A 21,363-nucleotide genomic window follows, 5' to 3' on the forward strand; every position below is an offset into this window, starting at 1 on the left:
TCGATCAGGTATGGGCGCCGGAACTGGTAATGCGGCGCTCGTGGTTCAGCAGCGTTTTGCGGCGCTGTGCCAGGGTCAGAAAAGCCAGCGTGGCGCACAGGCGCTGGTCGCTGGGGTGGCGGGGCAGGGGCTGGCGCTGGAAGCCCAGCCCGGTCAGATCAATCAAAATGCGTGTCCTTTCGCGGTATAGAATGAAAGATGAAAATCGCCGCTGATATTTGATGTTTAAAATCATCATCGGGCGAGCGTCATGCTAAAAGCAGCAAGCGCCCGGCGGCAACTGTGCCGCGCGTTTGCCACGGGCTGTTGTGGAAGAAAGACCACAATCATGTCCAGTGCTACAGGACTGTTTAATTATGAATGAAACCAATCCGCCGGAAACCGCGGCTGCCCGCCCGTCAATCGCCCGCCGCTGGGGGCGCCGCCTGGGCTGGAGCGCCACTGCGCTGGCGGCGCTACTGGCCGGACTGTGGGCCGGGGTGCCCAAAGCGGTGGATTACGCCGCGGGCAACTGGGCCAAAGACATTGGCCGCAGCCTGACACTGGGCAAGGTGGAGTTTGCGCCGTGGGCGCTGCGGCTGACCCTGCACGACGTGGCGCTGCGCGACCGCGACGGCAGCCCGCTGTTTAGCGCCGCCCGGCTGAACGTGGATGCCGAAGGGCTGCCGCTGCTGATCGGCCGCTTCCAGTTTGCCGACATCGCGCTGGACACGCCGCAGCTGTGGGCCAAGCGCAATGCGCAGGGGGAGTGGAACTGGAGCCGGCTGCTGCAGGACGCCAGCGGGCCGCCGCAGCCGGAACAGGAAAAATCGTCGCAGCCGCCCAAGCTGCTGATCCGCATGCTGGCGCTGAACAAGGGTCAGGCGCATGTGCAGGATGCGCTGGGCGGTGATGTGCAGCACCAGGTGTTGCCGCTGGACTTCCACCTGCAGAACCTGTCGACGCTGCCGGACAACCACGGCCGCTACCAGCTGGCGGCGGAGCTGGACGATGGCACCCGGCTGGCGTGGCAGGGCAGCCTGCTGCTGCAGCCGTTGCAGTCGGACGGCGTGCTGAAAGTGGAAGGCTTCACCCTGGCCAGCATCTGGCCCTATGCGCAGCCGCACCTCAAGTTGGCCGCACCGCAGGGCAAGCTGGCCGCCACCGTGCCTTACCATTTTGACCTGGCCGGCGTTTCGGCCAGTGCCTGGTCGCGCGGTTTCAGCGCCCGGCTGGATGGCCTGGCGCTGGCGGCGCCGCAGAGCGGCAGCCCATTCAAGCTGGCCAGCCTGGCGCTGACCGGCGGCCAGTTCGACCTGGTCAACCGCCAGCTGACCCTGGGCAGCCTGACCCTGGCCGGCGGCGAGCTGGCCACGGTGCTGGATGCGCAAGCGCAGCCGGACTGGCTGGCCGCCATACCAGTGGCCCAGCCGGCGGCGGCAGCCAAACCTGCGGCCAACCATGCCGCCGCGCCGGGCTGGCGCGTCAACCTGCCGCGCATCCGGCTGGAAAACTGGCAGCTGCGGGCCACGCACCAGGGCTTTATCGCGCCGCTGTCCGCCAGCCTCAAGCTGGACAGTATGCAAGCCGCCGTCGCCGTCGATGCCAACGGCGGGGTGAAGGTGCAGGGCGCCACACTGGCGCTGTCGCAGTTGACCGCTGCCAGCGGTGGCCAGCCCGCATTTGCCAGCCTGGCCGGCGTGCAGCTGGCCAGCAGCGAGTTGGATCTGGGCAAGCACCGCATTGTCCCGGGCAACATTACGCTGCAGGGACTGCAGCTGGCGGTGAACCGCAGCAAGGACGGCAAGCTGGATATTGCCGAAGCACTGCGCCAGCGAACGCCCGCCACTGCCGCGCCGGCAGCTGCAAGCGGGCAGCCGGCAGCACCAGCCTGGCAGATTCACTACCCCGAGTTGACGTTGGCGGGCGGCAGCGTCAGCTGGCGCGACAGCAGCACCGCCACGCCGGTGGCACTGCAGCTGGCCGATGTGGCGGCCAGTGTGTCTGGTGATCCGCAGCAGGGCTGGGCGCTGCAGCTGGGCGGCGGCCTCGGCCAGGGCAAGTTGCAGCTGGATGCCACGCTTGCGGCCAACCTGCAGGACATCAAGGGCCAGTTGCAGGCCAGCCGTTTGCCGCTGGCCGGCGTGGCGCCGTATGCGCTGGAACAGACCGTGCTGCGCTTTGGCGGCGGCGAGCTGTCCGCCGAGCTGGGCTTTGCGCTGGCCGGCAGCCGCTGGCAGGCCGATGGCAAGGCGCAGCTGGATAAACTGGCGCTGTTCGAGCCGGGCCGGCGCGAGCCGCTGCTGGGCTGGCAACAGCTGGCCGTCAGCGGCATCAAGGCGCAGCCGCAGCGGGTGAGCATTGCCGACGTGCGGCTGGTGGCGCCGCAGCTGCGTTTCATTCTCGATGAAAAGCGGGTGCCCAACTTTGCGCACCTGATGAAGCCGCAGCCGGCCACGGCCAAGCCGGCCGCCAGCGCCAAGCCGGCGACAGGCAGCGCCGCGCCGGTGGTGGACGTGCGCGCCATCCGCGTGCGCAATGCGCGCATGGATTTTGCCGACCTGGGGCTGCAGCCCAGTTTCGGTACCCGCATCCACTCGCTGTCCGGTACCGTGCTGGGGCTGTCCAGCAAGCCGGGCCGCCGCGGCACGGTGACGCTGGATGGCCGCGTCGACCAGTTCGGCGACGTGCGCATTCGTGGCGCGCTGTCGCCGTTCGAGGTGACGCGCGATCTGGACATGACGCTGAACTTCCGCAACATCCCGCTGGGCAGCCTCAACCCGTACTCGATGACCTTTGCCGGCTGGCAGATCACCGATGGCCGCCTCAGTACCGAGCTGCGCTACCTGTTGAAAGACCGCCAGCTCAACGGTGACAACCGCGTGGTGATCGACCATATCCAGCTGGGCAACGAGGTGGCCAATTACGACGGTACCCGCCTGCCGTTGCGGCTGGCGGTGGCGCTGCTGGAAGACAGCGATGGCCGCATCGACCTGTCGTTGCCGGTGGCCGGCAGCCTGGACCAGCCGGACTTCTCCTACGGCCACCTGGTGTGGCAGGCGATCCGCAACATCCTGGTGAAAGTGGTGACCGCACCGTTCCGCGCGCTGTTCGGTGGCGAAGGCTTCGACGAGATCTACGCCGATGCCGGCGACGACCGCATTCCGCCGCCGGAACGCGAGAAACTGGGCAAGCTGGCCGACTTGATGGCCAAGCGGCCGAAGCTGGCGCTGGCCATCGGCGGCGGTTACGCCGCCGAGGAGGACAGCCGCGAGCTGGCGCGCTACCGCGTCGACAGCGACATCCTCAAGCGCGCCGCCTACCAGCTGCAGACCGACGAACCGTTGCCGCTGCCGGATATGGGCGACCCGGCGATCCGCAAGGCGGTGGGCGATGTCTACGCCGCGCAGATCGGCCGCTTTGCCTGGCTGAAACGGGTGGCCAGCGAGAAGGACACCGCCGAGCGCGCGCAGGCGATGCGCAAGGAGTTGCTGGCGGCGCAGAAGGTGGATCAGGCGGCACTGAACGCGCTGGCCAAAGCGCGCGGCGAGGCAGCGCGGCAGTTGCTGCTGGCGGCGCAACCGGCCCTGGAAGGCCGCATCAGCGTGCTGGAACCGGACAAGGTGAAGGCCGACAAGGATGGCGTGCCGCTGTTGATCAAGCTGAAATAAACCAGCACCCATCGGGGGTATGTCGTGCTGCGGCCAACCTTGTCACCAGGTTGGCCGCAGTTGTTTTGGCGCTGCGGAGCGGGCTGTTGCATCGGCACTGCAGCCGCGGTCAGCCGGGCTGGCCACTGGTACAGCTTTGATGGCTATCAAGGTCAATACCCGCTATATCTAGTTAGATTCCATTTTTTCTGACACCACATATAGCGGGGATGGCATGAACCGGGACAACAGCGCCGTGTTTGCGGAACAGGATATTTCGCGCGAAGTATTGCTGGAAAAATACGCCAAGAACGGCGAACAGTCGGTAAGCGAAGTGCGCCAGCGCGTGGCGCAGGCGCTGGCCGCACTGGAGCAGGATCCGCAACGCTTTGCCCCGCTGTTCTTCGAGGCGCTGGATGGCGGCTTCATCCCCGGTGGCCGTATCAATTCCGCCGCCGGCACCGATCTCAAGGCCACGCTGATCAACTGCTTCGTGCAGCCGGTGGGCGATGCGGTGTCCGAATCCGAAAACGGCAAGGTCGGCATCTACGAGGCGCTGTTGCAGTCGGCCGAGACCATGCGCCGTGGCGGCGGCGTCGGCTACAACTTCAGCCGCATCCGCCCCAAGGGCGCGCGGGTGAAGGGCACCAACAGCCGCGCTTCCGGCCCGGTGTCCTACATGCGCGTGTTCGACCGCAGCTGCGAAACGGTGGAATCCGCCGGCGCGCGTCGTGGCGCGCAGATGGGCGTGCTGGACGTGAGCCACCCGGACATCGAAGCCTTCATCCACGCCAAGGACCAGGGCGACCTGGCCAACTTCAATATCTCGGTGGGCGTGTCCGATGCCTTCATGCAGGCGGTGGACGCCGACGGCGACTGGGAGCTGACCCACGCGGTGGCGCCGGCGTCCGATGCCTTCCCCGGCAGCTACCAGCGCGGCGATGGGTTGTGGGTGTACCGCAAGGTGCGCGCGCGCGAGCTGTGGCAGCAGATCATGCATTGCACCTATGACCACGCCGAGCCGGGCGTGCTGTTCATGAGCAAGATCAACGCCGACAACAACCTGTCGTACTGCGAGGTGATCGAGTCCACCAACCCCTGCGGCGAGCAGCCGCTGCCGGACTACGGCTGCTGCGACCTGGGCTCCATCAACCTGTGCAAGTTCGTGCGCCAGCCGTTTGGTGAGGCGCCCAGCTTCGACTTCAAGGCCTTCGAGAAGGTGGTTCGCACCTCGATCCGCATGCTGGACAATGTGCTGGACCTCACCGTGTGGCCGCTGGCGGAGCAGCAGCGCGAGGCGCAGAACAAGCGCCGCGTCGGCCTGGGCTTCACCGGCCTTGGCGATGCGCTGATCATGCTCAAGGTGCGCTACGACAGCGAGGAGGGCCGCAGGTTGGCCGCCAGCATTTCCGAACACATGCGCGATGCCGCCTACGATGCCTCGGTGGACCTGGCCATCGAGAAGGGCGCCTTTCCGCTGTTTGATGCCGACAAGTACCTGGCGGCGCCGCACTGCGCCAGCCGCCTGCCGGACAAGATCAAGTCGCGCATCCGCAAACACGGCATCCGCAACTCGCACCTGCTGTCCATCGCGCCTACCGGCACCATCTCGCTGGCCTTTGCCGACAACGCCTCCAACGGCATCGAGCCGCCGTTCAGCTGGTACTACACCCGCAAGAAGCGCATGGCCGACGGCACGCAGCAGGAATACCTGGTGGAAGACCACGCCTACCGCGTGTACCGCATGCAGGGCGGGGATACCAATGCGCTGCCGGATTACTTTGTCAGCGCACTGCAGATGAGCGCGCTGGACCACATGCGCATGGTGGCGGCAGTGGCGCCGTACGTGGATACCGCCATCTCCAAGACCGTGAACGTGCCGGGCGATTACCCGTTCGCCGATTTCGAAAGCCTGTACCTGGAAGCCTGGCGCGCCGGGCTGAAGGGCATCACCACCTATCGCCCCAACAGCGTGCTGGGTTCGGTGCTGTCGGTGGAGCCGACGCCTGCGGCCAACCCTGCACCCAGTCAGCAGCTGCCGCAGGACCTGGGCAACCAGAACGACCCTGACCGCCGCATCACGCTGAACACCGCGCCCAGCCCGGCGCTGGCCAGCCTGAAGTGGCCGCACCGCCCCAAGCTCAAGCAAGGCAACCCGTCGTGGACCTTCATGGTGGAAGGCGAGGAGGGTGACTTTGCGGTAATGGTCGGCCATATCGAAGGCCAGCAGCCGGGCGAGGCGCCGCTGCCGTTCGAATGCTGGGTAAACGGCGACGTGCCGCGCGGCCTGGGGGCGATTGCCAAGACGCTGTCGATGGACATGCGCTGCCGCGACCGCGCCTGGCTGGCCGCCAAGCTGGACGCGCTGGCCGCCACCCGCGGTGATCGCCACTACCGCGCCGAATTGGGTGATGGCCCTGTGGGCAGCAGCGCCGCCGCCGCCGCGCTGGGCCGGGTGGTGAAATACCGTGTTGAACAGCTGGGCGCGCTGAGCCTGGCCGACGGCGATGCCACCCCGGTGATGGACGCGCTGTTTGCGCGCAAGGAGCCGAAATCCGGCACCGACGGCACCATCAGCTGGTCGGTGGACGTGAACAACCCGCAGACCGGCGACGATTTCGTGCTGTTCGTGAAGGAGCTGGTACTGCCCAACGGTCAGCGCCGGCCGTACTCGCTGTGGCTGGCCGGCCACTACCCGCGCGAGCTGGACGGCTTGTGCAAGATGCTCAGCCTCGACATGCGGGTGATCGACCCGGCGTGGATCGGCATGAAGCTGCGCAAGCTGCTGAGCTACGCCGAGCCGCAGGCCGACTTCTTTGCCCGCACCCCGGGCAGCGACAAGTCGCAGAGCTGGCCGTCTACCGAGGCCTATCTGGCGCGACTGGTGATCCACCGCTACGCCATGCTGGGCATCCTCAGCGAGGAAGGGGTGCCGGTGGAGGAAATGGGGGTGATGGTGCCGGAGCAGGGCGATCTGTTCGAAAGCGCGGTGGTGAGCGTGGCGCCGGCACAGATGGCCGGCAAGGCCTGCCCGGAATGCGGCAACCGCGCGCTGATCAAGAAGGACGGCTGCGAGTTCTGCACCGCCTGCGGTCATGTCGGCGCCTGCGGCTGATACCGCTTGCCGCCGATAAAAAAAGCCGCCCCATCGGGCGGCTTTTTGCTGTTTGCGGCCAACGTTCAGCAACGGCCTTTCATCGCCTGGCCCGGCGGGCAGAAGCCGCCGCGGCGATGGTGGTGGTCGTAGTCGTCGTCATAGTCGTAAACCGGACCAACCAGCACCGGCTCCAGCACGATGGGGGAACGCACGTGCACGCGGGCCGGCTGCACTACGCAGGCAGACAGGCTGCCGGCGGCGATCAGGGCAAATAACAGGGTTTTCATGGTGTTCTCCGTGATGGCTGGGGTACCCCCGTGACGGGGGTACCCGGAAATTGGTGCCTGGCGGCCGGCGATGGCGGCGGTGGGCCCCGCTCGCGGGGGAGGGTGGCGGCAGCAAGGGTGCCGCTTGTTGCGACCATGGCTGGCAGGAGTGGCCTGCCGGGCAGGCCCGGCACGCAGCCGGTGGCGCAGGCACTCCGAGCATAAGCCAAGCTGGCGGGCAGCCCTAGTGGAAAGCTGCTAACAATTATTAAGGTTGTATCGACTTGATGACGGCCCCGCCAAGCGCCCGCCGGCGCCGGCGTGGCGGCCAACTGGACCACGCTATGCAAGCACCCGCCATTATCAGTGATGCCACGCTGGCATTCATCGAGCGCGAAGTGGCGATCGATGTCGCCAGTTGCGGCCTGGATCTGCTGCCCAGCACCGCGCGCGGCTACGGTTGCCAGGTGGCGGCCGATCGCAGCCGCATCACGTTGTTTCTGAAACGCAGCGAGGCCGGCCAGCTGCTGCACGACGTGCTGGTGCATGATCGCATCGCGGCGGTGTTCTGCCTGCCGGCAACCGAGTCGGCGCTGCAGATCAAGGGCCGCGCGGTGTCGCTGTCGCTGGCGGATGTCGCCGGGCTGGCCGTGGTGGCGCAGCATGCGCGCCAGTTTGTGGCCGGCGTGCTGCCGCTGGGGCACGAGCGCACCTTCGCCGAGGCCTATATGCAGATTGCGCCCGCCGATACCGTGGCGTTGAGCTTCAGCCCGGAAGTGGTGTTCGAACAGACGCCGGGGCCCGGCGCCGGGCGGCCGCTGCAGGATCAGGTCACGGCATGAGCGTCGACATCACCGGGCTGCGGCATTGCATGGAGGGCGCCATCCCCAGCCCGATTGCCACCTGCGCGCTGGATGGCACCCCCAATATCGCCTACCTGTCGCAGGTGCAGTACGTGGACGCGTGCCACATCGCGCTGACCTTCCAGTTCTTCAACAAGACGCGGCAGAACATCCTGCAGCACCCGCACGCGGTGGTGAAGGTGGTGGACCCGCATAGCGGCAGCAGCTACCGGCTGCATGCGCGCTACCTGCGCACCGAAACCAGCGGGCCGCTGTTCGAAAAAATGAAGGCCAAGCTGGCCGGCATCGCCTCGCACACCGGCATGGTCGGCATTTTCAAGCTGCAGGGTGCCGATGTGTACGAGGTGAACAAGGTGGAGGCCTTTGTCTCGGCGGCGCAGTTGCCGCCGCAGCCGTCCCCGGCGGCCTGCCTGCCCACGCTGCGCGACGCCAGCAACCGCCTGAATGGCAGCGGCGATCTGGATGACTTGTTCGACACGCTGCTGACAGTGCTGCGCGAGCTGTACGCCATCGACCACGCCATGGTGCTGAAGCTGGACGAGGCGCGCGAGTGCCTGTTCACCGTGGCCAGCGCCGGCTATGCGCAGGCCGGCATCGGCTCGGAAATCCCGCTCGGGCATGGCGTGATCGGGGTGGCGGCGCGCGAGCGCACGCCGATCCGCATCTCGCACATGACCAGCGAGTACATGTACGGCAAGGCGGTGCGCGCCAGCGCGGCGGCGCAGGGCTTGCAGCAGCAGCTGGAAACCGCCATCCCGCTGCCGGGGCTGGAGCAATGCCGCAGCCAGCTGGCGGTGCCGATCCTGGCCGGCAGCGAGTTGTATGGCGTGCTGTACGTGGAAAGCCCGCAGGATCTGCGCTTTGGCTACGACGACGAAGACGCGCTGCAGACGCTGGCCAACCAGTTTGGCTGGATGGCGCGCGGCATGGCCTGCCAGGCGGCGGTGGAGCCGGCGGCGGCCGCCGGTCACAGCCTGCCGGCGCCGCCGCTGCCGGAGCTGGGCGACAGCCTGGTGCAGGTACGCTACTTTGCCGCCGATCACAGCGTGTTCCTCAACGACGACTATCTGATCAAGGGTGTGGCCGGCGCCATTTTCTGGAAGCTGGTGCACTGCTATTGCGCCGAGCAGCGTCGGCAGTTCAGCAACCGCGAGCTGCGGCTGATGCCGGACCTGGGGCTGCCGGAAATCAGCGACAACCTGGAGGCGAGGCTGGTGTTGCTGCAGCGCCGGCTGCAGGAGCGCCAGGCCTGCGTGCAGATGCTGAAGACCGGCCGTGGTCGCTTTGTGTTGCAGGTCAGCCAGCCGCTGCTGCCGGTGGCCGAAGGCTAGCGCTTGGCCAGCCGCTTGGTGCGGTTTGCACGGTGCCGGCAAGCGGCCGGATGCCGGATGGCGGCCGTGCTTGGCCATCGGTGATAGGGCTGCAGCTGGTTTGGTTGCGGCCGGATCCGGGCGCATTCAACGGTCTGCGCAAAGCAGGCGCATACGGCGCCAAGGTTGGCCGCAATGTGTGCGGCCAACCTTGGCCGCCATCAGTGCAGTGCCTGCTGCTGTGGCAGCGGTTCGCCACGCGCGGCGCTGACCGTGTCGTGCTCGAGGTTGCGCAGCAGGTTGAGCGCAAAGCTGAGGAATGCCAGCGCCACCAGCAGCGAACCGACGCCGGTCAGCGGCTCGCCCCAGCCGTAGCCGTGCAGCAGGCCGTACAGCCCCAGCAGCATCAGCGGCAGCCCGCCGTTGTGCAGCCAGAAGTGGACGGCTGCCCAGCGGCTGTGCTGCAGCTGCGGGTACAGCCGATAGATGATGCCCATCACGGCCATCGACACCCAGCCCACCAGGTTGGCATGCACGTGGATGCCGCGATTGAGAAACTGGCCGCTGGCGCCCATGTAGACGCCGAGGCCAATGCCGAACAGTGCATATAGCACCGCGATACGCAGGAAACGGTTTGCCAGCATGATGGGCTCCTTAGGCCGCCAGTGCCTGTTGCAGCTGGCACCAGTCCTGGGTTGGCAACAGGCTGCCGGCCTGGGCCAGTGTCTGCGCAAAGATGTCTGGTGGCATGCCCTGGCGCATGCCGGCAAACATCGCTACCCGCTCGCCATGCGCGATATGCGGCACGATCCAGCGAAACCAGTGCGCCATTTCTTCCGGCGCAATGCCGGCAACCAGCACGTCGTGCAGCTCGATCAGCTCGGCATCGCTGTAGTGCGCCCACAGCACCGCCATATTGGCTTGCTCCTCCTGCAGCATGTGCACGAAGTTGTCGGCCACGAACAGGCTCAGGCGGCCGTACAGCAGTTGCCAGGCGGTAGGCTGCGCCTGTGCCGGCAGCGCGGCCAGCGCGGTGGCCTGCTGCTGCAGCGCGGCGATTTCGGCCAGGTGGTGCTGGTGCTCGGCATCGCGGTCGGCGCTGCTGCCGGGGGCGCGGGCTTCCATCGCGCGGTGCAGGTGCTGCTCTTCGTGCTGAAGGTGGCAGCGGCATAGCTGCAGTACCTGCTGCAGTTGCGCCAGGCGGCGGGCGCTGTCTTCCGCGTTGTGGCCATCGCTGCGGCCAACGTTCAGCAGCAGATCGGCCAGCATGGCGCGCAGGCCTTTATGCACTGCCTGGTACAGGTTGAAGCGGGTGGCGGTCTGGGTGGACTGCGGGGCGAACTCGGTGATGCTTGCCATGTTTCGGACTCCAGGATTGCTGCACGACATGTGCGGCATTCGGTGTCGTCAATCTAGGCGCGGCAGTGACAAGCGTTTCGTAAATCTCTATCCGCAGAATCTTAAAAAAACATAAGCCGCCGCCCAGGCTGCGGCGCGTGGACGGTTTGTCATCAGCGGGTAACGGCGCGCGCTTACCGTGGGTGGCAACAGCTGATAGTTCCCGTCTGCTGCCGTGTGTGTTTGTTTGGCCCGCCTGGCGGGCCTTTTTTCTTGGCCGTGTGGCGGGTGGCGCTAGCCCGGCGGCGAGAGCGCCGCGGTTTACGGCGTGTTCACTGGCGCCAGCGCCTGGTTGATGCGCTGCAGTAGCAGCTGGTTGGCCGCCGTGCGCGGCAGCGCCAGATAGGTCGGGTTGGTGGCAAACACCCCCAGCGCTTCCAGCTGGCCGCCCAGCAGCGGCTCGATGCTTTCGCGGATGCCGATCAGGTAGTCCAGCCGTCCCAGTTTGAGTTTTTCCACGTTTTGCGCATCGCGGCTGGCTTCGTCCGCCTGCAACGCGCCGCGGTCGCGCGCCTGGCTGAATTCATCGGAATAGAACCAGCCGGACAGCACGCCCACGCGGCGGCCGTTGAAGCTGCTGATATTGTTGTAGCGCGGGCTGGCGGCCGCCTTGCGGCCATACACGGTCAGCACTTCGTGATACAGCGGCTTGCTGAACAGGTAGCGCTTCTGCCGCGCCGGGTTGCTGTAGATACCGGCCACGCCGTGGCTGCCGCGTTCCAGGTAGGCCAGCGCCCGCTTCCACGGCATGGTCTCGATGCTGATGGCGATGCCGCTGCGGCGCGCCAGCGCCTGCAGTTGCTCGGCGTACAGCCCGGCCGGGCGGCCGCTGCTGTCGGCATACATGAACGGCGGGTTGTTGGCATCGATGGCAACCTGCAGCCGTGGCTGCTGGGCGTGGGCCGGCGGCAGTAGGCAGAGCAGCATCCAGGCAAACAGACGAGTGGGCATCGCTTATCCTTGCGCGAGTGGCGGCCGGCATCCGGCGCATCCATGCGGTTGGGTCCTGCCGGGCAGCGCTGGCGTGCCGGCAGCAGGGGCTGCTGTCTGTAGCGTAGACGGCCAGCTGGCCTGCCGCCGTATTGTAACTGCATAAATTGCCGCGCCGGCACTGCACCAGCGGGCAGCCTGCTACCGCCAGGGTTGGCCGCCGCAGGCTGCTCGCGCTAGCGCTCAGGCCTGCCAGTGGCCGTGGTCGAAGAACTGGCGGTAGCGTGCCAGCCACGGCTGGATGTCGTGGCCGCCGGCGGCCAGCCAGCCGGCATCGTAGTAGCTGTTCAGGTAGCGGTTGCCGTCGTCGCAGATCAGGGTGACGATGCTGCCGCTGTCGCCGCGGCGCAGCATCTCGTCCATCAGCACGCACACGCCGTAGAAGTTGGTACCGGTGGAGCCGCCGCACTTGCGCCCCAGCACCTGTTCCAGAAAATGAATCGCCGCATAGCTGGCCACGTTGGGCACGCGGATCATGCGGTCGATCGCGGTCGGGATGAACGACGGCTCCACCCGTGGCCGGCCGATGCCTTCCACCCCGGAGCCACCCTCGCAGGTGCAGGCAGGGTCGCCGCTCTGGTAGCTGGCGTAGAACGCCGAGTTTTCCGGGTCCACCACGCAGATCTGCGTGTTCTTCTGCTGGTAGCGCACGTAGCGGCCAAAGGTGGCGCTGGTGCCGCCGGTGCCGGCGCCGTTGATGATCCAGCTCGGTTCCGGGTGTGGTTCCAGTGCCATCTGCTTGAAGATGGTATCGGCGATATTGTTGTTGCCGCGCCAGTCGGTGGCGCGCTCGGCGTAGGTGAACTGGTCCATGTAGTGGCCGTTCAGCTCGCGCGCCAGGCGCATCGATTCGTCGTAGATGGTGGCCGGATCGGTAACCAGATGGCAGCGGCCGCCGTAGAACTCGATGGCGCGAATTTTTTCCTGCGAGGTGCTGGCCGGCATCACCGCAATGAACGGCAATCCCAGCAGGCGGGCGAAGTAGGCTTCCGACACCGCGGTACTGCCGCTGGAGGCCTCGATCACCGGCGTGCCTTCGCGGATCCAGCCATTGGATAGTGCGTACAGGAACAGCGAGCGTGCCAGCCGGTGCTTGAGGCTGCCGGTGGGGTGGGTGGACTCGTCCTTGAAATACAGCTGGATGTCCGGGGCGGACGGTATCTGCAGCGGAATCAGGTGGGTGTCGCTGGAGCGGTTGAAGTCGGCCTCGATCTTGCGGATGGCCTGCATCAGCCAGGTTCTCATGGGTGTCTCCCGTTGTGCATTATTCGGTTATGGCGTGCATGCCGGCAGCGGTGCGCGCCGGCTGAAGGTTGGCCGCAGTCATGCTGCCGCCGTGCCGTGTTGTTGCCCGACTCCCAGCAGGGTGCTGACAAACGCCGCCACCAGCGGCGAGCTGTCGTGCTGGCGCCAGGCCACCGCGAGGGTCATGTAGGCGTCGGCATCGTTCAACGGCAGGTAGTGGATGTTCGGCAGGTGCACACATTGTAGCGGCGTGGGCAGCACGGCGATGCCCAGACCGGCGGCCACCAGCCCGATCTGGGTAGTAGCCTCGCCGGCCAGCTGGTGCACCTGCCAGTCAAAGCCGCTTTGCCGCGCCAGGCTGTGCAGGCGGGCGTTCAGCCAGTTGCCGTTGCCCGCCGGGTAGCCGATCACCCGCTCGCCGGCCAGCTCGGCAAGGCTGACGCTGTCACGCGCGGCCAACCGGTGGCCGGCGGGCAGCACCACGCTCAGCCGGTCGCGCTTCACCTCGCGCACCTCCAGCCCCGGCGTGTCTTCGTCGCGGTTGAAGCGCACCACGCCGACATCCAGCTTGCGCTGGCGCAGCAGCTGGAACTGCTCGCGGGTGAACTGTTCGTGAAAGTGCAGGGTAACGTCCGGATGGCTGGCGCGAAACTGCTGCAGCGTGGCCGGCAGCACCGCCATCAGCGGCAGCGACGAGGTGAAGCCGATGCGCAGCTCGCCGATTTCGCCCCGTGCCGCGCGGCGCGCTTCGTCGGCCGCCAGCCGCGCGTCTTCCAGCAGCGCGCGGGCGCGCAGCAAAAAGCGCTCGCCGGCGGTAGTGAGTCGCACCGCGCGCTGGTGGCGCTCCAGCAGCTGCACGCCTAGTTCCTGTTCCAGCGCACGGATCTGCTGGCTCAGCGGCGGCTGGGCGATATGCAGCCGCTCGGCGGCGCGGGTGAAGTGCAGCTCTTCGGCTACGGCGACGAAGTAGCGCAGATGGCGTAGTTCCATTGATATGTTTTTCGTCTTAAAACACGATGAAATATATATTGGACCTTGCTTGTGCACCAGCCTAGTCTGGCGTTGTCGAGTCAGTTTTTGTGGTGTTGTGATGTCTACTGCGACCTGCGCCGCGTCTGCGGCCAACCTTTCCGCCCAGCCGCATGCCAGCGGCTCTAGCGCCTGGTGGCGCGCCACCTGGGCCGCCGCCATCGGCGGCTTTGCCACTTTTGCCCTGCTGTATGGCGCCCAGCCGCTGATGCCGCTGTTGGCCGCGCACTACGGCCTGTCACCGGCCGCCGCCAGCGGCGTGCTGTCGGTGGCCACGCTGCCGATGGCGCTGATGTTGATTCCGGCCAGCCTGCTGGCCGAGCGCTTTGGCCGCACCCGGCTGATGGTGGCCTCGCTCGCCGGCGGTGTGCTGCTGTCGTGGCTGGCGGCGTTTACCGATAGCTACGGCTGGCTGCTGCTGTGGCGCGGGCTGTTTGGCGTGGTGATGGCCGGCCTGCCGGCGCTGGCGCTGTCCTATCTGTCCGAGGAGCTGGACGCCGGTTCGCTGGGCAAGGCGGTGGGCTTGTATATCGCCGGCAATGCGCTGGGCGGCATGAGCGGCCGCTATCTGGCCGCGGTGGTGGCCGATGCCGGCGGGGTGCAGCAGGGGCTGCTGGCGCTGGCGGCGCTGGGCACGCTGGCTGCCCTGGGCTTCTGGAAGCTGTTGCCGGCATCGCGCCGCTTTGTCGCCCGGCCGGTGTCGCTGGCCAGCGTGCTGTCCGACAGCCGCCAGCACTGGCGCGATCCGGGGCTGGCGCGCTTGTTCGTGCTTGGCTTCATGCTGATGGGGGGCTTTGTCAGCCTGTACAACTACCTGGGCTTCCGCCTGCAGGCGGCGCCGTTCTCGTTGAGCCAGAGCACCATCGGCCTGATCTTCCTGCTGTACGTGGTGGGCATGGCGGCGTCCACGCTGGCCGGGCGTATGGCCGACCGCCTGGGGCGGCGCGAGGTGCTGTGGAAGATGGTGGCGCTGATGCTGCCGGCCATCGCGCTGACGCTGGCGCACAGCCTGTGGCTGGTGGTGATCGGCGTCGGGTTGTTCACCTTCGGCTTCTTCGCCGCGCATGCGGTGGCGGCCAGCTGGGTGGGGCGCCGTGCCAGCCATGCGCGCGGGCTGGCGTCGGCGTTTTATCTGACGTCTTATTATGTCGGTTCCGCCTTTCTGGGCTCCGGTTCCGGGCTGATGTGGCGACTGGATGGCTGGCTGGGTGTGGCCGGGCTGATCGCCGTGCTACTGTTGCTGTGCCTGTGGCTGACTTGGCAATTGCGCCGGGTGGAGCCGCTGCCACAAGTGGTCTGAGGAGGAGAGATGTCAGCAGAACAAACGTTGGCCGCACACTGCGCCGATGTCGGGCTGGACCCGGCGGAAGCACTGCAGATCGGCGGTCATTACACGCCGGTGTTGCGGCATGGCGATGAGGTGTTCATCAGTGGCCAGGTGCCGCGGGTGGGCGACGCGGTGGTGGTAACCGGCAAGGTGGGCGACGACTGCAGCGAAGACGCCGCCTGTCATGCGGCGCGTATCAGCACCTTGCGCTGCCTGATTCTGCTGCAGCAGACGCTGGGCTCGTTGCAGGTGGTGGCGCGGGTGCTGCGCATGAATGTGTATGTGCAGAGTGCGGCGGGCTTTAGCCGCCAGAGCGAGGTGGCCAATGCCGCCTCCGAGGTGCTGTACCGGGTGCTTGGCGACGCCGGCGTGCATACCCGCACCTCGCTGGGGGTGTATCAGCTGCCCAAGAACGCCGCGGTGGAAATCGATATGCAGGTGGCGGTTCGCCCCTCAGACGCGGAAACCGCGTAGCGATTGATCCAGCTTGCCGGCCAGCGTCACCAGCTGGCTGGTTTCATCCGCCACTTCCCGCGCGCTGCCCAGGCTATCTTTGGCCATCATCGACACCTGGTCGGCATCGCTGGCAATGGTGTGGCTGGTGTCCACCTGCTGTTGCAGTTCGTCGTGAATCCGCTGCATGGTCTGGGCACTGTCGCGGGTGCCGGTTTCGATGTCTTCGATGGCGCTGCCGGCGCGCTGTGCCTGCTGCGAGCTTTGCTCGACCTGGCGAATGCTGTCTTCCATGGCCTGCACGGCCTGGCGCGCCGACTCTTGAATGCCGGCCACAATCTGCTGGATTTCCACGGTGGCATTGCTGGTGCGCACCGCCAGCGCACGCACCTCGTCGGCCACCACGGCAAAGCCGCGGCCGGATTCCCCGGCCCGGGCGGCCTCGATGGCGGCATTCAGCGCCAGCATATTGGTCTGCTCGGCAATGCCGCTGATGGTGGCGACCACCTGGCTGACATCCCGTGCCCGGTTGTCCAGCGAGTGAATCACCCCGGAAACATGCTGCACCGACTGGCTGGCCGCCAGGATGGCGTTGGCCGCCAGCGTGACGGTCTGGCTGCTGTCGCTGGCCTGCTGGCCGGCATGCACCGTACGTTGCAGCGCATGGTGGGTGCCGGCGCTGACATTGCCCACGCTCTGGCTCATGCGGCTGATGGCGCCGCTGATGCGCTCCGCCGCCGCGCTCTGGGTTTCGGCATCCTCGTGCAGCCGGCGGGTCAGCCCGCCAATGTTGGCCGCACTGTGCTGCAGCGAGTCGCTGACCTGGCGCAGGTGGCCGACCAGCGTCTGCTGCGATTGCAGCATGCCGTTGAAGGCACGGATGGCGATCGATAGCTCCAGACCGCCCTGTTCGTCCACCCGCAGGGCCAGATCACCGCTCTGGCTCACCTGATTCGCCGTGTGTGTCAGCCGCTGCAAGGGCTGCAGCAGGATACGCAGCAGGTAAAAGGCGTAGCACAGCAGCAGCAGGGCCGCCGCCGCGCCCAGTGCCAGGCTCAGCACGGCCTGGGTATTCATGGCATGGGCGACGCCGCTTTCCGAGCTGCTGGAGCTGGTTTCGATGCTGTCGGTCAGCGCCTCCATGCCGTCTTCCAGCGTCTTGAAGTCGCGCTCGAAGCCCGGCAGGGCCGCCAGCGCCTGATCCATCTGGCTGCCCGCGGTGCTGGCGATGCTGGCGGCGCTGGTGATGTAGCGTTCGACCAGCGGCAGCACCCGGGCAAGCTCCGATGCCAGCGGGCTGCTACCCGCCAGCTCATGGTTGGCCGCCATCAGCCGGCGAAAATTGTCGCCATGTTCCTTGAGATCCTGCTGGATGCCCGGCAGCTTGTCGGCCTCGCCGCGGCCCAGCCGGTACAGTACCGACAGCACATCCGCGCGGATGGCGTCGTGCATCATGTCGGCCTCGGTTTGCTGGCGGATCATCTTCTGGGTGATCAGCAGCTTGTCGACCTCGCCGGCCAGGTAGCGGCTGCTGCCCAGCCCGGACAAGGCCAGTGCGATACAGGCCAGAATGGCGCCGCCAACCAGTAACAGCAGGTGGGTGCGCAGGGAACGTTGACGCATGATGGGGCCTCCATGGCGTATGCATTTTGCCGACCGCGTTGCTGTTGACTATAGCCAGCAATTGCTTTGGCCGCCCCGGGCATCTTGCCGGCAACCATGCCGGCCGGCTGGTGAAATTGGCGCGGGCATGTAGAATGGAGTCTTCTGCGTAAGAAGGGGTCTCCCTGTCCAATGGACGTGCTCATATTAGTTGTCCTGTTTTTGCTTAACGGCATTTTTGCCATGACCGAAATCGCCATCGTCTCCTCGCGCAAGGTTCGCCTGCAGCAGTGGGCAGACGAAGGCAACCGCGGCGCCGCCGCCGCGCTACGGCTCGCCGAAGAGCCGACCCGTTTTCTCTCCACCATCCAGATCGGCATCACCTTGATCGGCATTCTGTCCGGTGCCTTCGGTGAGGCCGCCATTGCCGACCGCCTGCAAGCCTATCTGCTGACCGTGCCGCTGCTGGCCGAGCTGGCGCGCCCGATCGCGCTGGGCGTCACTGTGATCGGCATTACCTATTTCTCGCTGATCATCGGCGAGCTGGTGCCCAAACGAGTGGGCATGCAGAACCCGGAGCTACTGGCCTCCATCCTGGCCCGTCCCATGTTGCAGCTGGCCCGCTTCACCTCGCCGCTGGTGCGCCTGCTGAGCCTGTCCACCGAGGCGGTGTTGCGCCTGCTGGGGGTGAAAAAGAACACCGACCCGTCGATCACCGAAGAAGAAATCAAGGTGCTGATGGAGCAGGGCGCCGAGGAGGGCATCTTCGAGCGCGCCGAGCAGGAGCTGGTGGAAAACATCTTCAGCCTGGACGAGAAGAAGGTGGTCGCCATCATGACGCCGCGCAAGGACATCGTGGTGCTGGACGTGGAAGACCCGATCGAGGAAAACCTGCGCATCGTGCGCGGCAGCGTGTTCACCCGCTACCCGGTGGTAAGGGGCGGCTTCGAGAACGTGCTCGGCTTCGTGCAGGCCAAGGATCTGCTGCACCGTCTGCTGGAAGACAAGTCGGTGACGCTGGAAGGGCTGACCCACCCGCCGCTGTACGTGCCGGAAGCGATCTCTCCGATGCAGTTGCTGGAGCAGTTCAAGCGCACCCGCAACCACACCGCGCTGGTGGTGGACGAGTACGGCGAAATCGAAGGCCTGGTGTCGATCAACGACGTGCTGGAAGCCATCGTTGGCGATCTGCCCACCGATATTTCCGATAGCGACCAGGAAATCGTGCAGCGCGACGACGGCAGCTGGCTGGTGGACGGCATGATGGCGCTGGACGACTTCAAGGAACACTTCGACCTGGACAGCATCGAGGGCGAGGAGTCCGGCGACTTCCAGACCCTGGGCGGCTTCGTGATGTTCATGCTGGGCAAGGTGCCGGCCGCCGCCGACAAGGTGGAGTGGCACGGCTTCGTGTTCGAGGTGGTGGACATGGACCGCACCCGTGTCGACAAGGTGCTGGTGATCGCGCCGCCGGCCGAGCTGGACGCCGCGTCGTAAGCGCCGCGCCTGCTGCATGCAAAACGCCCCGCTGTCGCGGGGCGTTGTCATGTTGGCCGCAGCTCGCTACCTCGCCGCTGCAGAGGCGGCTAGCCGGGCTGCTGGCAGAACGCCAGGTAGTCCGCCTCCGGCATCGGCCGCGCCAGGTAGTAGCCCTGCACGTAGTGGCAGCCGTGCCGTTGCAGGAAGGCCAGCTGCTCGGCGGTTTCTACTCCTTCGGCCACGGTTTGCACGCCGATGGCGCGCGCCAGCGCCAGGATAGCTTCCACCACCGCCTGGTTGCGCGGGTTGTCGGGCAGGCTGCCGATAAAGCGCTGGTCGATCTTCACCTTGTCCACCGGCAGCTCCACCAGATAGTTGAGCGAGGAGTAGCCGGCGCCAAAGTCATCGATGGCGATGCGGAAGCCGGCGGCGCGCAATTCTTGCAGGATGCCGCCGATGGCGGCCAGATCCTGGATCAGCGTGGATTCGGTGAGTTCAAGCTCCACGCACGACGGATCAATGCCGCTGGCCTGCAGCTGCCGCGTCAGCTTGCCCGGCAAGTCTCCCAGCGCCAATTGCTTGGCCGACAGGTTGATGCTGACAATCTGCGGCAGGCCGGCATCGCGGCTGCGGGCGACAAAATCGCAGGCGCTATCGAGTACGAAGTCGCCGATGGCCTCGATCAGGCCGTGGTTCTCGGCAAACGGGATGAAAACGCCCGGCGAGGCATTGCTGCCGCCCTGCGGCCAACGTAGCAGCGCCTCGGCATACGGCGCCAGCCCCGGCTGTTGCGGCACTACCGGCTGGTAGTGCAGGGTGAAGGCGCGCTGCTTGACCGCGCTGCGCAGATGGGTGAACAGCGCCATTTCCTCTTTCAGCCGCTCGCCGATGGCCGGCTCGAAGAAGCTGTAGCGATTGCGCCCCATGGCCTTGGACTGGTACATGGCGGCATCGGCATGCTTGAGCAGGGTGGTGACGTTGTCGCCATCCTCCGGGTACATGGCAATGCCCAGGCTGCCGCCGATCTCGGCATCGCGCTCGGACAGGCGGAACGGCAGGCCCAGCACCTGCAGCAGCGCTTCGCAGATCAGTGCCACCTGGTTCGGTGTGCTGTCGCGCAGCACCAGACAGAACTCGTCGCCGGACAGCCGCGACACGGTATCCTCGATGCGCACGGTGCCGCGCAGCCGCTCGGCCACGTCCATCAGCAGCTCGTCGCCGGCCTTGTGGCCCATGGTGTCGTTGACGAACTTGAAGCGGTCCAGGTCGAGCATGATCACGGCGAAGCTTTGCTGCTCCTGGCGCGCGATCTCGATTTCGTGCTCCAGCCGGTTTTTCAGCATCACCCGGTTGGGCAGCGCGGTCAGCGGGTCGAAGTAGGCCATGCGCCGCAGCTGGTTCTCGGCGGCCTTCATCTGGGTGATGTCGGACAGGATGCCCACGTAGTGGGTGAGGCTGCCATCCGTGTCGTAGACGGCATTGATCGCCAGCAGCGCATGCACCAGCGCGCCATCGACATGACGGTTGACGATCTCGCCCTGCCAGCGGCCGCGGTGCGACAGCTCCTGCCACAGCTGCTGGTAAAACTCGTTCGGCTGGTGGCCGGAGCGCGAGATCGGCGGCCGTTGTCCCACCAGCTGCTCCAGCGTCAGGCCGGTCATCTGCAGATAGGCCTGGTTGGCGGTGATGATGCGGGTGTCCGGCGTGGTGATCAGCACCGCGTTGTCGGTGTTGCGAAACACGATCTCGTACAGGCGGCGGTGTTTTTCCGCTTCGCGGCGCTGGGCGATTTCACCTTCCAGCTGCTGGTTGGCCGCCTGCAGGTGGGCGGTGCGCTCGGCCACCTGTTGTGCCAGCTGCTGCTGGGTCTGGCGGTTGCTTTCCAGCGACTGGCGAAAGCGCAGCAGCGCGGTGACGATGGGCTGGAAGCTGCGTTCCGGCAGCGGCGGCAGGCTGATGGCGGTGTCGCCGGCGCTCAGCTGCAGCAGGGTGCGCTCGGTCAGGCGCATCTGGCTGCCGATGCGGCGGAAGGTGCGCATCAGCAGCAGCAATACCACCAGCATCAGCGACAGCAGCGGAATCTCCACCAGCTGGAAGCGAGTGGCGGTGTCGCGCAGGTTGCTGTCGAACGCCTGCTGCGTGGCCTGTTCCTGCAGTTGCACCAGCTCGGACAACTGCTCCATGTCGTCGCGTACCTGGCGGGTGACAAAAATGGCTTGGCGCTGGGCGTGGCGGCTGTCGGCCTGCACCAGCAGCAGCAAGCCGGCCACCTGCTGGCTGAAGCTGCGCAGGTTGTGGCCGATCTGCTGCTGCAACTGCACGATTTCATCGTGGCGCAGCTGGCCGGGCGGGGGCGGCTGCAGTTGCGCCGGCAGCTCTTCCAGTTGCGCCAACCGGGCTTCGATGCTGGCGATGCGGCGGTTGACTTCCAGATACTTCAGCGTGTCGTCGTTGTCGTCTTCCAGCAGCTGGCTGAGCTGGTTCTGGATGATGCCCAGCAGGTTGAGCAGCTTGCTGCTGGTCTGCAGGTTGGCCGCATGCACGCGGTTGATGCCGTTGAGTTCGCGCACCATGCGCTGGTTGGCATGGTGGTAGAACAGCACGATGCCGCCCAGCATCGCCAGCAGCAACAGCAGCATCCAGCCCAGCTGTTTGCTGGGCGACTGCCTGGAAAA

The 21,363-nt window shown here is 66.4% G+C and carries 16 protein-coding genes; 7 read left to right on the forward strand and 9 right to left on the reverse strand.

The features are described 5' to 3' along the window. Positions 1-4 precede the first annotated feature (4 nt). Entirely contained in the window at positions 5-166 is a 162-nt protein-coding gene (locus ABNW52_RS14335; protein ID WP_349589137.1) for a hypothetical protein, read from the reverse strand. A 190-nt stretch (positions 167-356) separates the two neighbouring features. Between ABNW52_RS14335 and ABNW52_RS14340 the strand changes: the two genes are divergently transcribed. Both ABNW52_RS14340 and ABNW52_RS14345 read left to right on the forward strand, forming a co-directional pair. Beyond that, entirely contained in the window at positions 357-3,650 is a 3,294-nt protein-coding gene (locus ABNW52_RS14340; RefSeq protein WP_349589140.1) for a DUF748 domain-containing protein, read from the forward strand. Positions 3,651-3,864: 214 nt separating this feature from the next. Further along, the gene (locus tag ABNW52_RS14345) at positions 3,865-6,744 is read left to right on the forward strand and encodes an adenosylcobalamin-dependent ribonucleoside-diphosphate reductase (protein WP_349589142.1); all 2,880 of its coding nucleotides are present in this window, start codon (positions 3,865-3,867) and stop codon (positions 6,742-6,744) included. Between the two features lie 65 nt (positions 6,745-6,809). On the opposite strand, the gene ABNW52_RS14350 is transcribed toward ABNW52_RS14345, so the two are convergent. Continuing rightward, positions 6,810-7,013: a vir-repressed protein gene (locus ABNW52_RS14350; protein ID WP_349589145.1), complete on the reverse strand. Its 204-nt coding sequence runs from the start codon at positions 7,011-7,013 to the stop codon at positions 6,810-6,812. A 323-nt stretch (positions 7,014-7,336) separates the two neighbouring features. On the opposite strand from ABNW52_RS14350, the gene ABNW52_RS14355 reads away from it, so the two are divergent. Both ABNW52_RS14355 and ABNW52_RS14360 read left to right on the forward strand, forming a co-directional pair. After that, positions 7,337-7,834, forward strand: coding sequence for a hypothetical protein (locus ABNW52_RS14355; RefSeq protein ID WP_349589147.1), 498 nt, complete (start codon positions 7,337-7,339; stop codon positions 7,832-7,834). Beyond that, complete coding sequence (locus tag ABNW52_RS14360) at positions 7,831-9,186, forward strand: GAF domain-containing protein (RefSeq protein ID WP_349589150.1); 1,356 nt, start codon at positions 7,831-7,833, stop codon at positions 9,184-9,186. The genes ABNW52_RS14355 and ABNW52_RS14360 overlap by 4 nt, the downstream gene beginning before the upstream one ends. A gap of 200 nt (positions 9,187-9,386) precedes the next feature. Here the strand turns inward: ABNW52_RS14360 and ABNW52_RS14365 are convergent, their stop codons facing one another. From ABNW52_RS14365 to ABNW52_RS14385, 5 genes are all read right to left on the reverse strand, one after another. Beyond that, positions 9,387-9,809, reverse strand: a complete 423-nt coding sequence (locus tag ABNW52_RS14365; RefSeq protein ID WP_349589153.1) for a cytochrome-c oxidase — start codon at positions 9,807-9,809, stop codon at positions 9,387-9,389. 10 nt (positions 9,810-9,819) lie between these two features. Next, a complete protein-coding gene (locus tag ABNW52_RS14370; RefSeq protein WP_349589156.1) occupies positions 9,820-10,524 on the reverse strand; it encodes a hemerythrin domain-containing protein in 705 nt (234 codons plus the stop codon). Positions 10,525-10,824: 300 nt separating this feature from the next. Next, positions 10,825-11,514 (reverse strand): substrate-binding periplasmic protein, encoded by a 690-nt coding sequence (locus ABNW52_RS14375; protein WP_349589159.1) that lies wholly within the window; start codon positions 11,512-11,514, stop codon positions 10,825-10,827. 222 nt (positions 11,515-11,736) lie between these two features. Next, entirely contained in the window at positions 11,737-12,798 is a 1,062-nt protein-coding gene (locus ABNW52_RS14380) for a PLP-dependent cysteine synthase family protein (protein ID WP_349589160.1), read from the reverse strand. Between the two features lie 78 nt (positions 12,799-12,876). Next, complete coding sequence (locus tag ABNW52_RS14385; protein ID WP_349589162.1) at positions 12,877-13,788, reverse strand: LysR substrate-binding domain-containing protein; 912 nt, start codon at positions 13,786-13,788, stop codon at positions 12,877-12,879. A 100-nt stretch (positions 13,789-13,888) separates the two neighbouring features. Between ABNW52_RS14385 and ABNW52_RS14390 the strand changes: the two genes are divergently transcribed. Next, positions 13,889-15,127 (forward strand): MFS transporter, encoded by a 1,239-nt coding sequence (locus tag ABNW52_RS14390; RefSeq protein WP_349589164.1) that lies wholly within the window; start codon positions 13,889-13,891, stop codon positions 15,125-15,127. Positions 15,128-15,136: 9 nt separating this feature from the next. Further along, positions 15,137-15,628 (forward strand): RidA family protein, encoded by a 492-nt coding sequence (locus ABNW52_RS14395; protein WP_349589165.1) that lies wholly within the window; start codon positions 15,137-15,139, stop codon positions 15,626-15,628. Here the strand turns inward: ABNW52_RS14395 and ABNW52_RS14400 are convergent. Continuing rightward, positions 15,608-17,230, reverse strand: a complete 1,623-nt coding sequence (locus ABNW52_RS14400) for a methyl-accepting chemotaxis protein (RefSeq protein ID WP_349589168.1) — start codon at positions 17,228-17,230, stop codon at positions 15,608-15,610. The genes ABNW52_RS14395 and ABNW52_RS14400 overlap by 21 nt on opposite strands. Positions 17,231-17,401: 171 nt before the next feature. Between ABNW52_RS14400 and ABNW52_RS14405 the strand changes: the two genes are divergently transcribed. Beyond that, a complete protein-coding gene (locus tag ABNW52_RS14405) occupies positions 17,402-18,706 on the forward strand; it encodes a hemolysin family protein (RefSeq protein ID WP_349589170.1) in 1,305 nt (434 codons plus the stop codon). Between the two features lie 89 nt (positions 18,707-18,795). Here ABNW52_RS14405 and ABNW52_RS14410 read toward each other — a convergent pair whose 3' ends face one another. Further along, complete coding sequence (locus tag ABNW52_RS14410) at positions 18,796-21,327, reverse strand: putative bifunctional diguanylate cyclase/phosphodiesterase (RefSeq protein WP_349589173.1); 2,532 nt, start codon at positions 21,325-21,327, stop codon at positions 18,796-18,798. Between the last annotated feature and the right edge of the window lie 36 nt (positions 21,328-21,363).

The sequence above is a fragment of the Vogesella oryzagri genome (genome assembly GCF_040148885.1).
Lineage (GTDB): Bacteria > Pseudomonadota > Gammaproteobacteria > Burkholderiales > Chromobacteriaceae > Vogesella > Vogesella oryzagri.

Bases quoted from the DNA above. Each gene is read 5' to 3' on its own strand.
- ABNW52_RS14340 (WP_349589140.1), top strand. From the start codon at position 357: ATGAATGAAACCAATCCGCCGGAAACCGCGGCTGCCCGCCCGTCAATC.
- ABNW52_RS14345 (WP_349589142.1), top strand. From the start codon at position 3,865: ATGAACCGGGACAACAGCGCCGTGTTTGCGGAACAGGATATTTCGCGC.
- ABNW52_RS14350 (WP_349589145.1), bottom strand. From the start codon at position 7,013: ATGAAAACCCTGTTATTTGCCCTGATCGCCGCCGGCAGCCTGTCTGCC.
- ABNW52_RS14355 (WP_349589147.1), top strand. From the start codon at position 7,337: ATGCAAGCACCCGCCATTATCAGTGATGCCACGCTGGCATTCATCGAG.
- ABNW52_RS14360 (WP_349589150.1), top strand. From the start codon at position 7,831: ATGAGCGTCGACATCACCGGGCTGCGGCATTGCATGGAGGGCGCCATC.
- ABNW52_RS14365 (WP_349589153.1), bottom strand. From the start codon at position 9,809: ATGCTGGCAAACCGTTTCCTGCGTATCGCGGTGCTATATGCACTGTTC.
- ABNW52_RS14370 (WP_349589156.1), bottom strand. From the start codon at position 10,524: ATGGCAAGCATCACCGAGTTCGCCCCGCAGTCCACCCAGACCGCCACC.
- ABNW52_RS14375 (WP_349589159.1), bottom strand. From the start codon at position 11,514: ATGCCCACTCGTCTGTTTGCCTGGATGCTGCTCTGCCTACTGCCGCCG.
- ABNW52_RS14380 (WP_349589160.1), bottom strand. From the start codon at position 12,798: ATGAGAACCTGGCTGATGCAGGCCATCCGCAAGATCGAGGCCGACTTC.
- ABNW52_RS14385 (WP_349589162.1), bottom strand. From the start codon at position 13,788: ATGGAACTACGCCATCTGCGCTACTTCGTCGCCGTAGCCGAAGAGCTG.
- ABNW52_RS14390 (WP_349589164.1), top strand. From the start codon at position 13,889: ATGTCTACTGCGACCTGCGCCGCGTCTGCGGCCAACCTTTCCGCCCAG.
- ABNW52_RS14395 (WP_349589165.1), top strand. From the start codon at position 15,137: ATGTCAGCAGAACAAACGTTGGCCGCACACTGCGCCGATGTCGGGCTG.
- ABNW52_RS14400 (WP_349589168.1), bottom strand. From the start codon at position 17,230: ATGCGTCAACGTTCCCTGCGCACCCACCTGCTGTTACTGGTTGGCGGC.
- ABNW52_RS14405 (WP_349589170.1), top strand. From the start codon at position 17,402: ATGGACGTGCTCATATTAGTTGTCCTGTTTTTGCTTAACGGCATTTTT.
- ABNW52_RS14410 (WP_349589173.1), bottom strand. From the start codon at position 21,327: ATGCTGCTGTTGCTGCTGGCGATGCTGGGCGGCATCGTGCTGTTCTAC.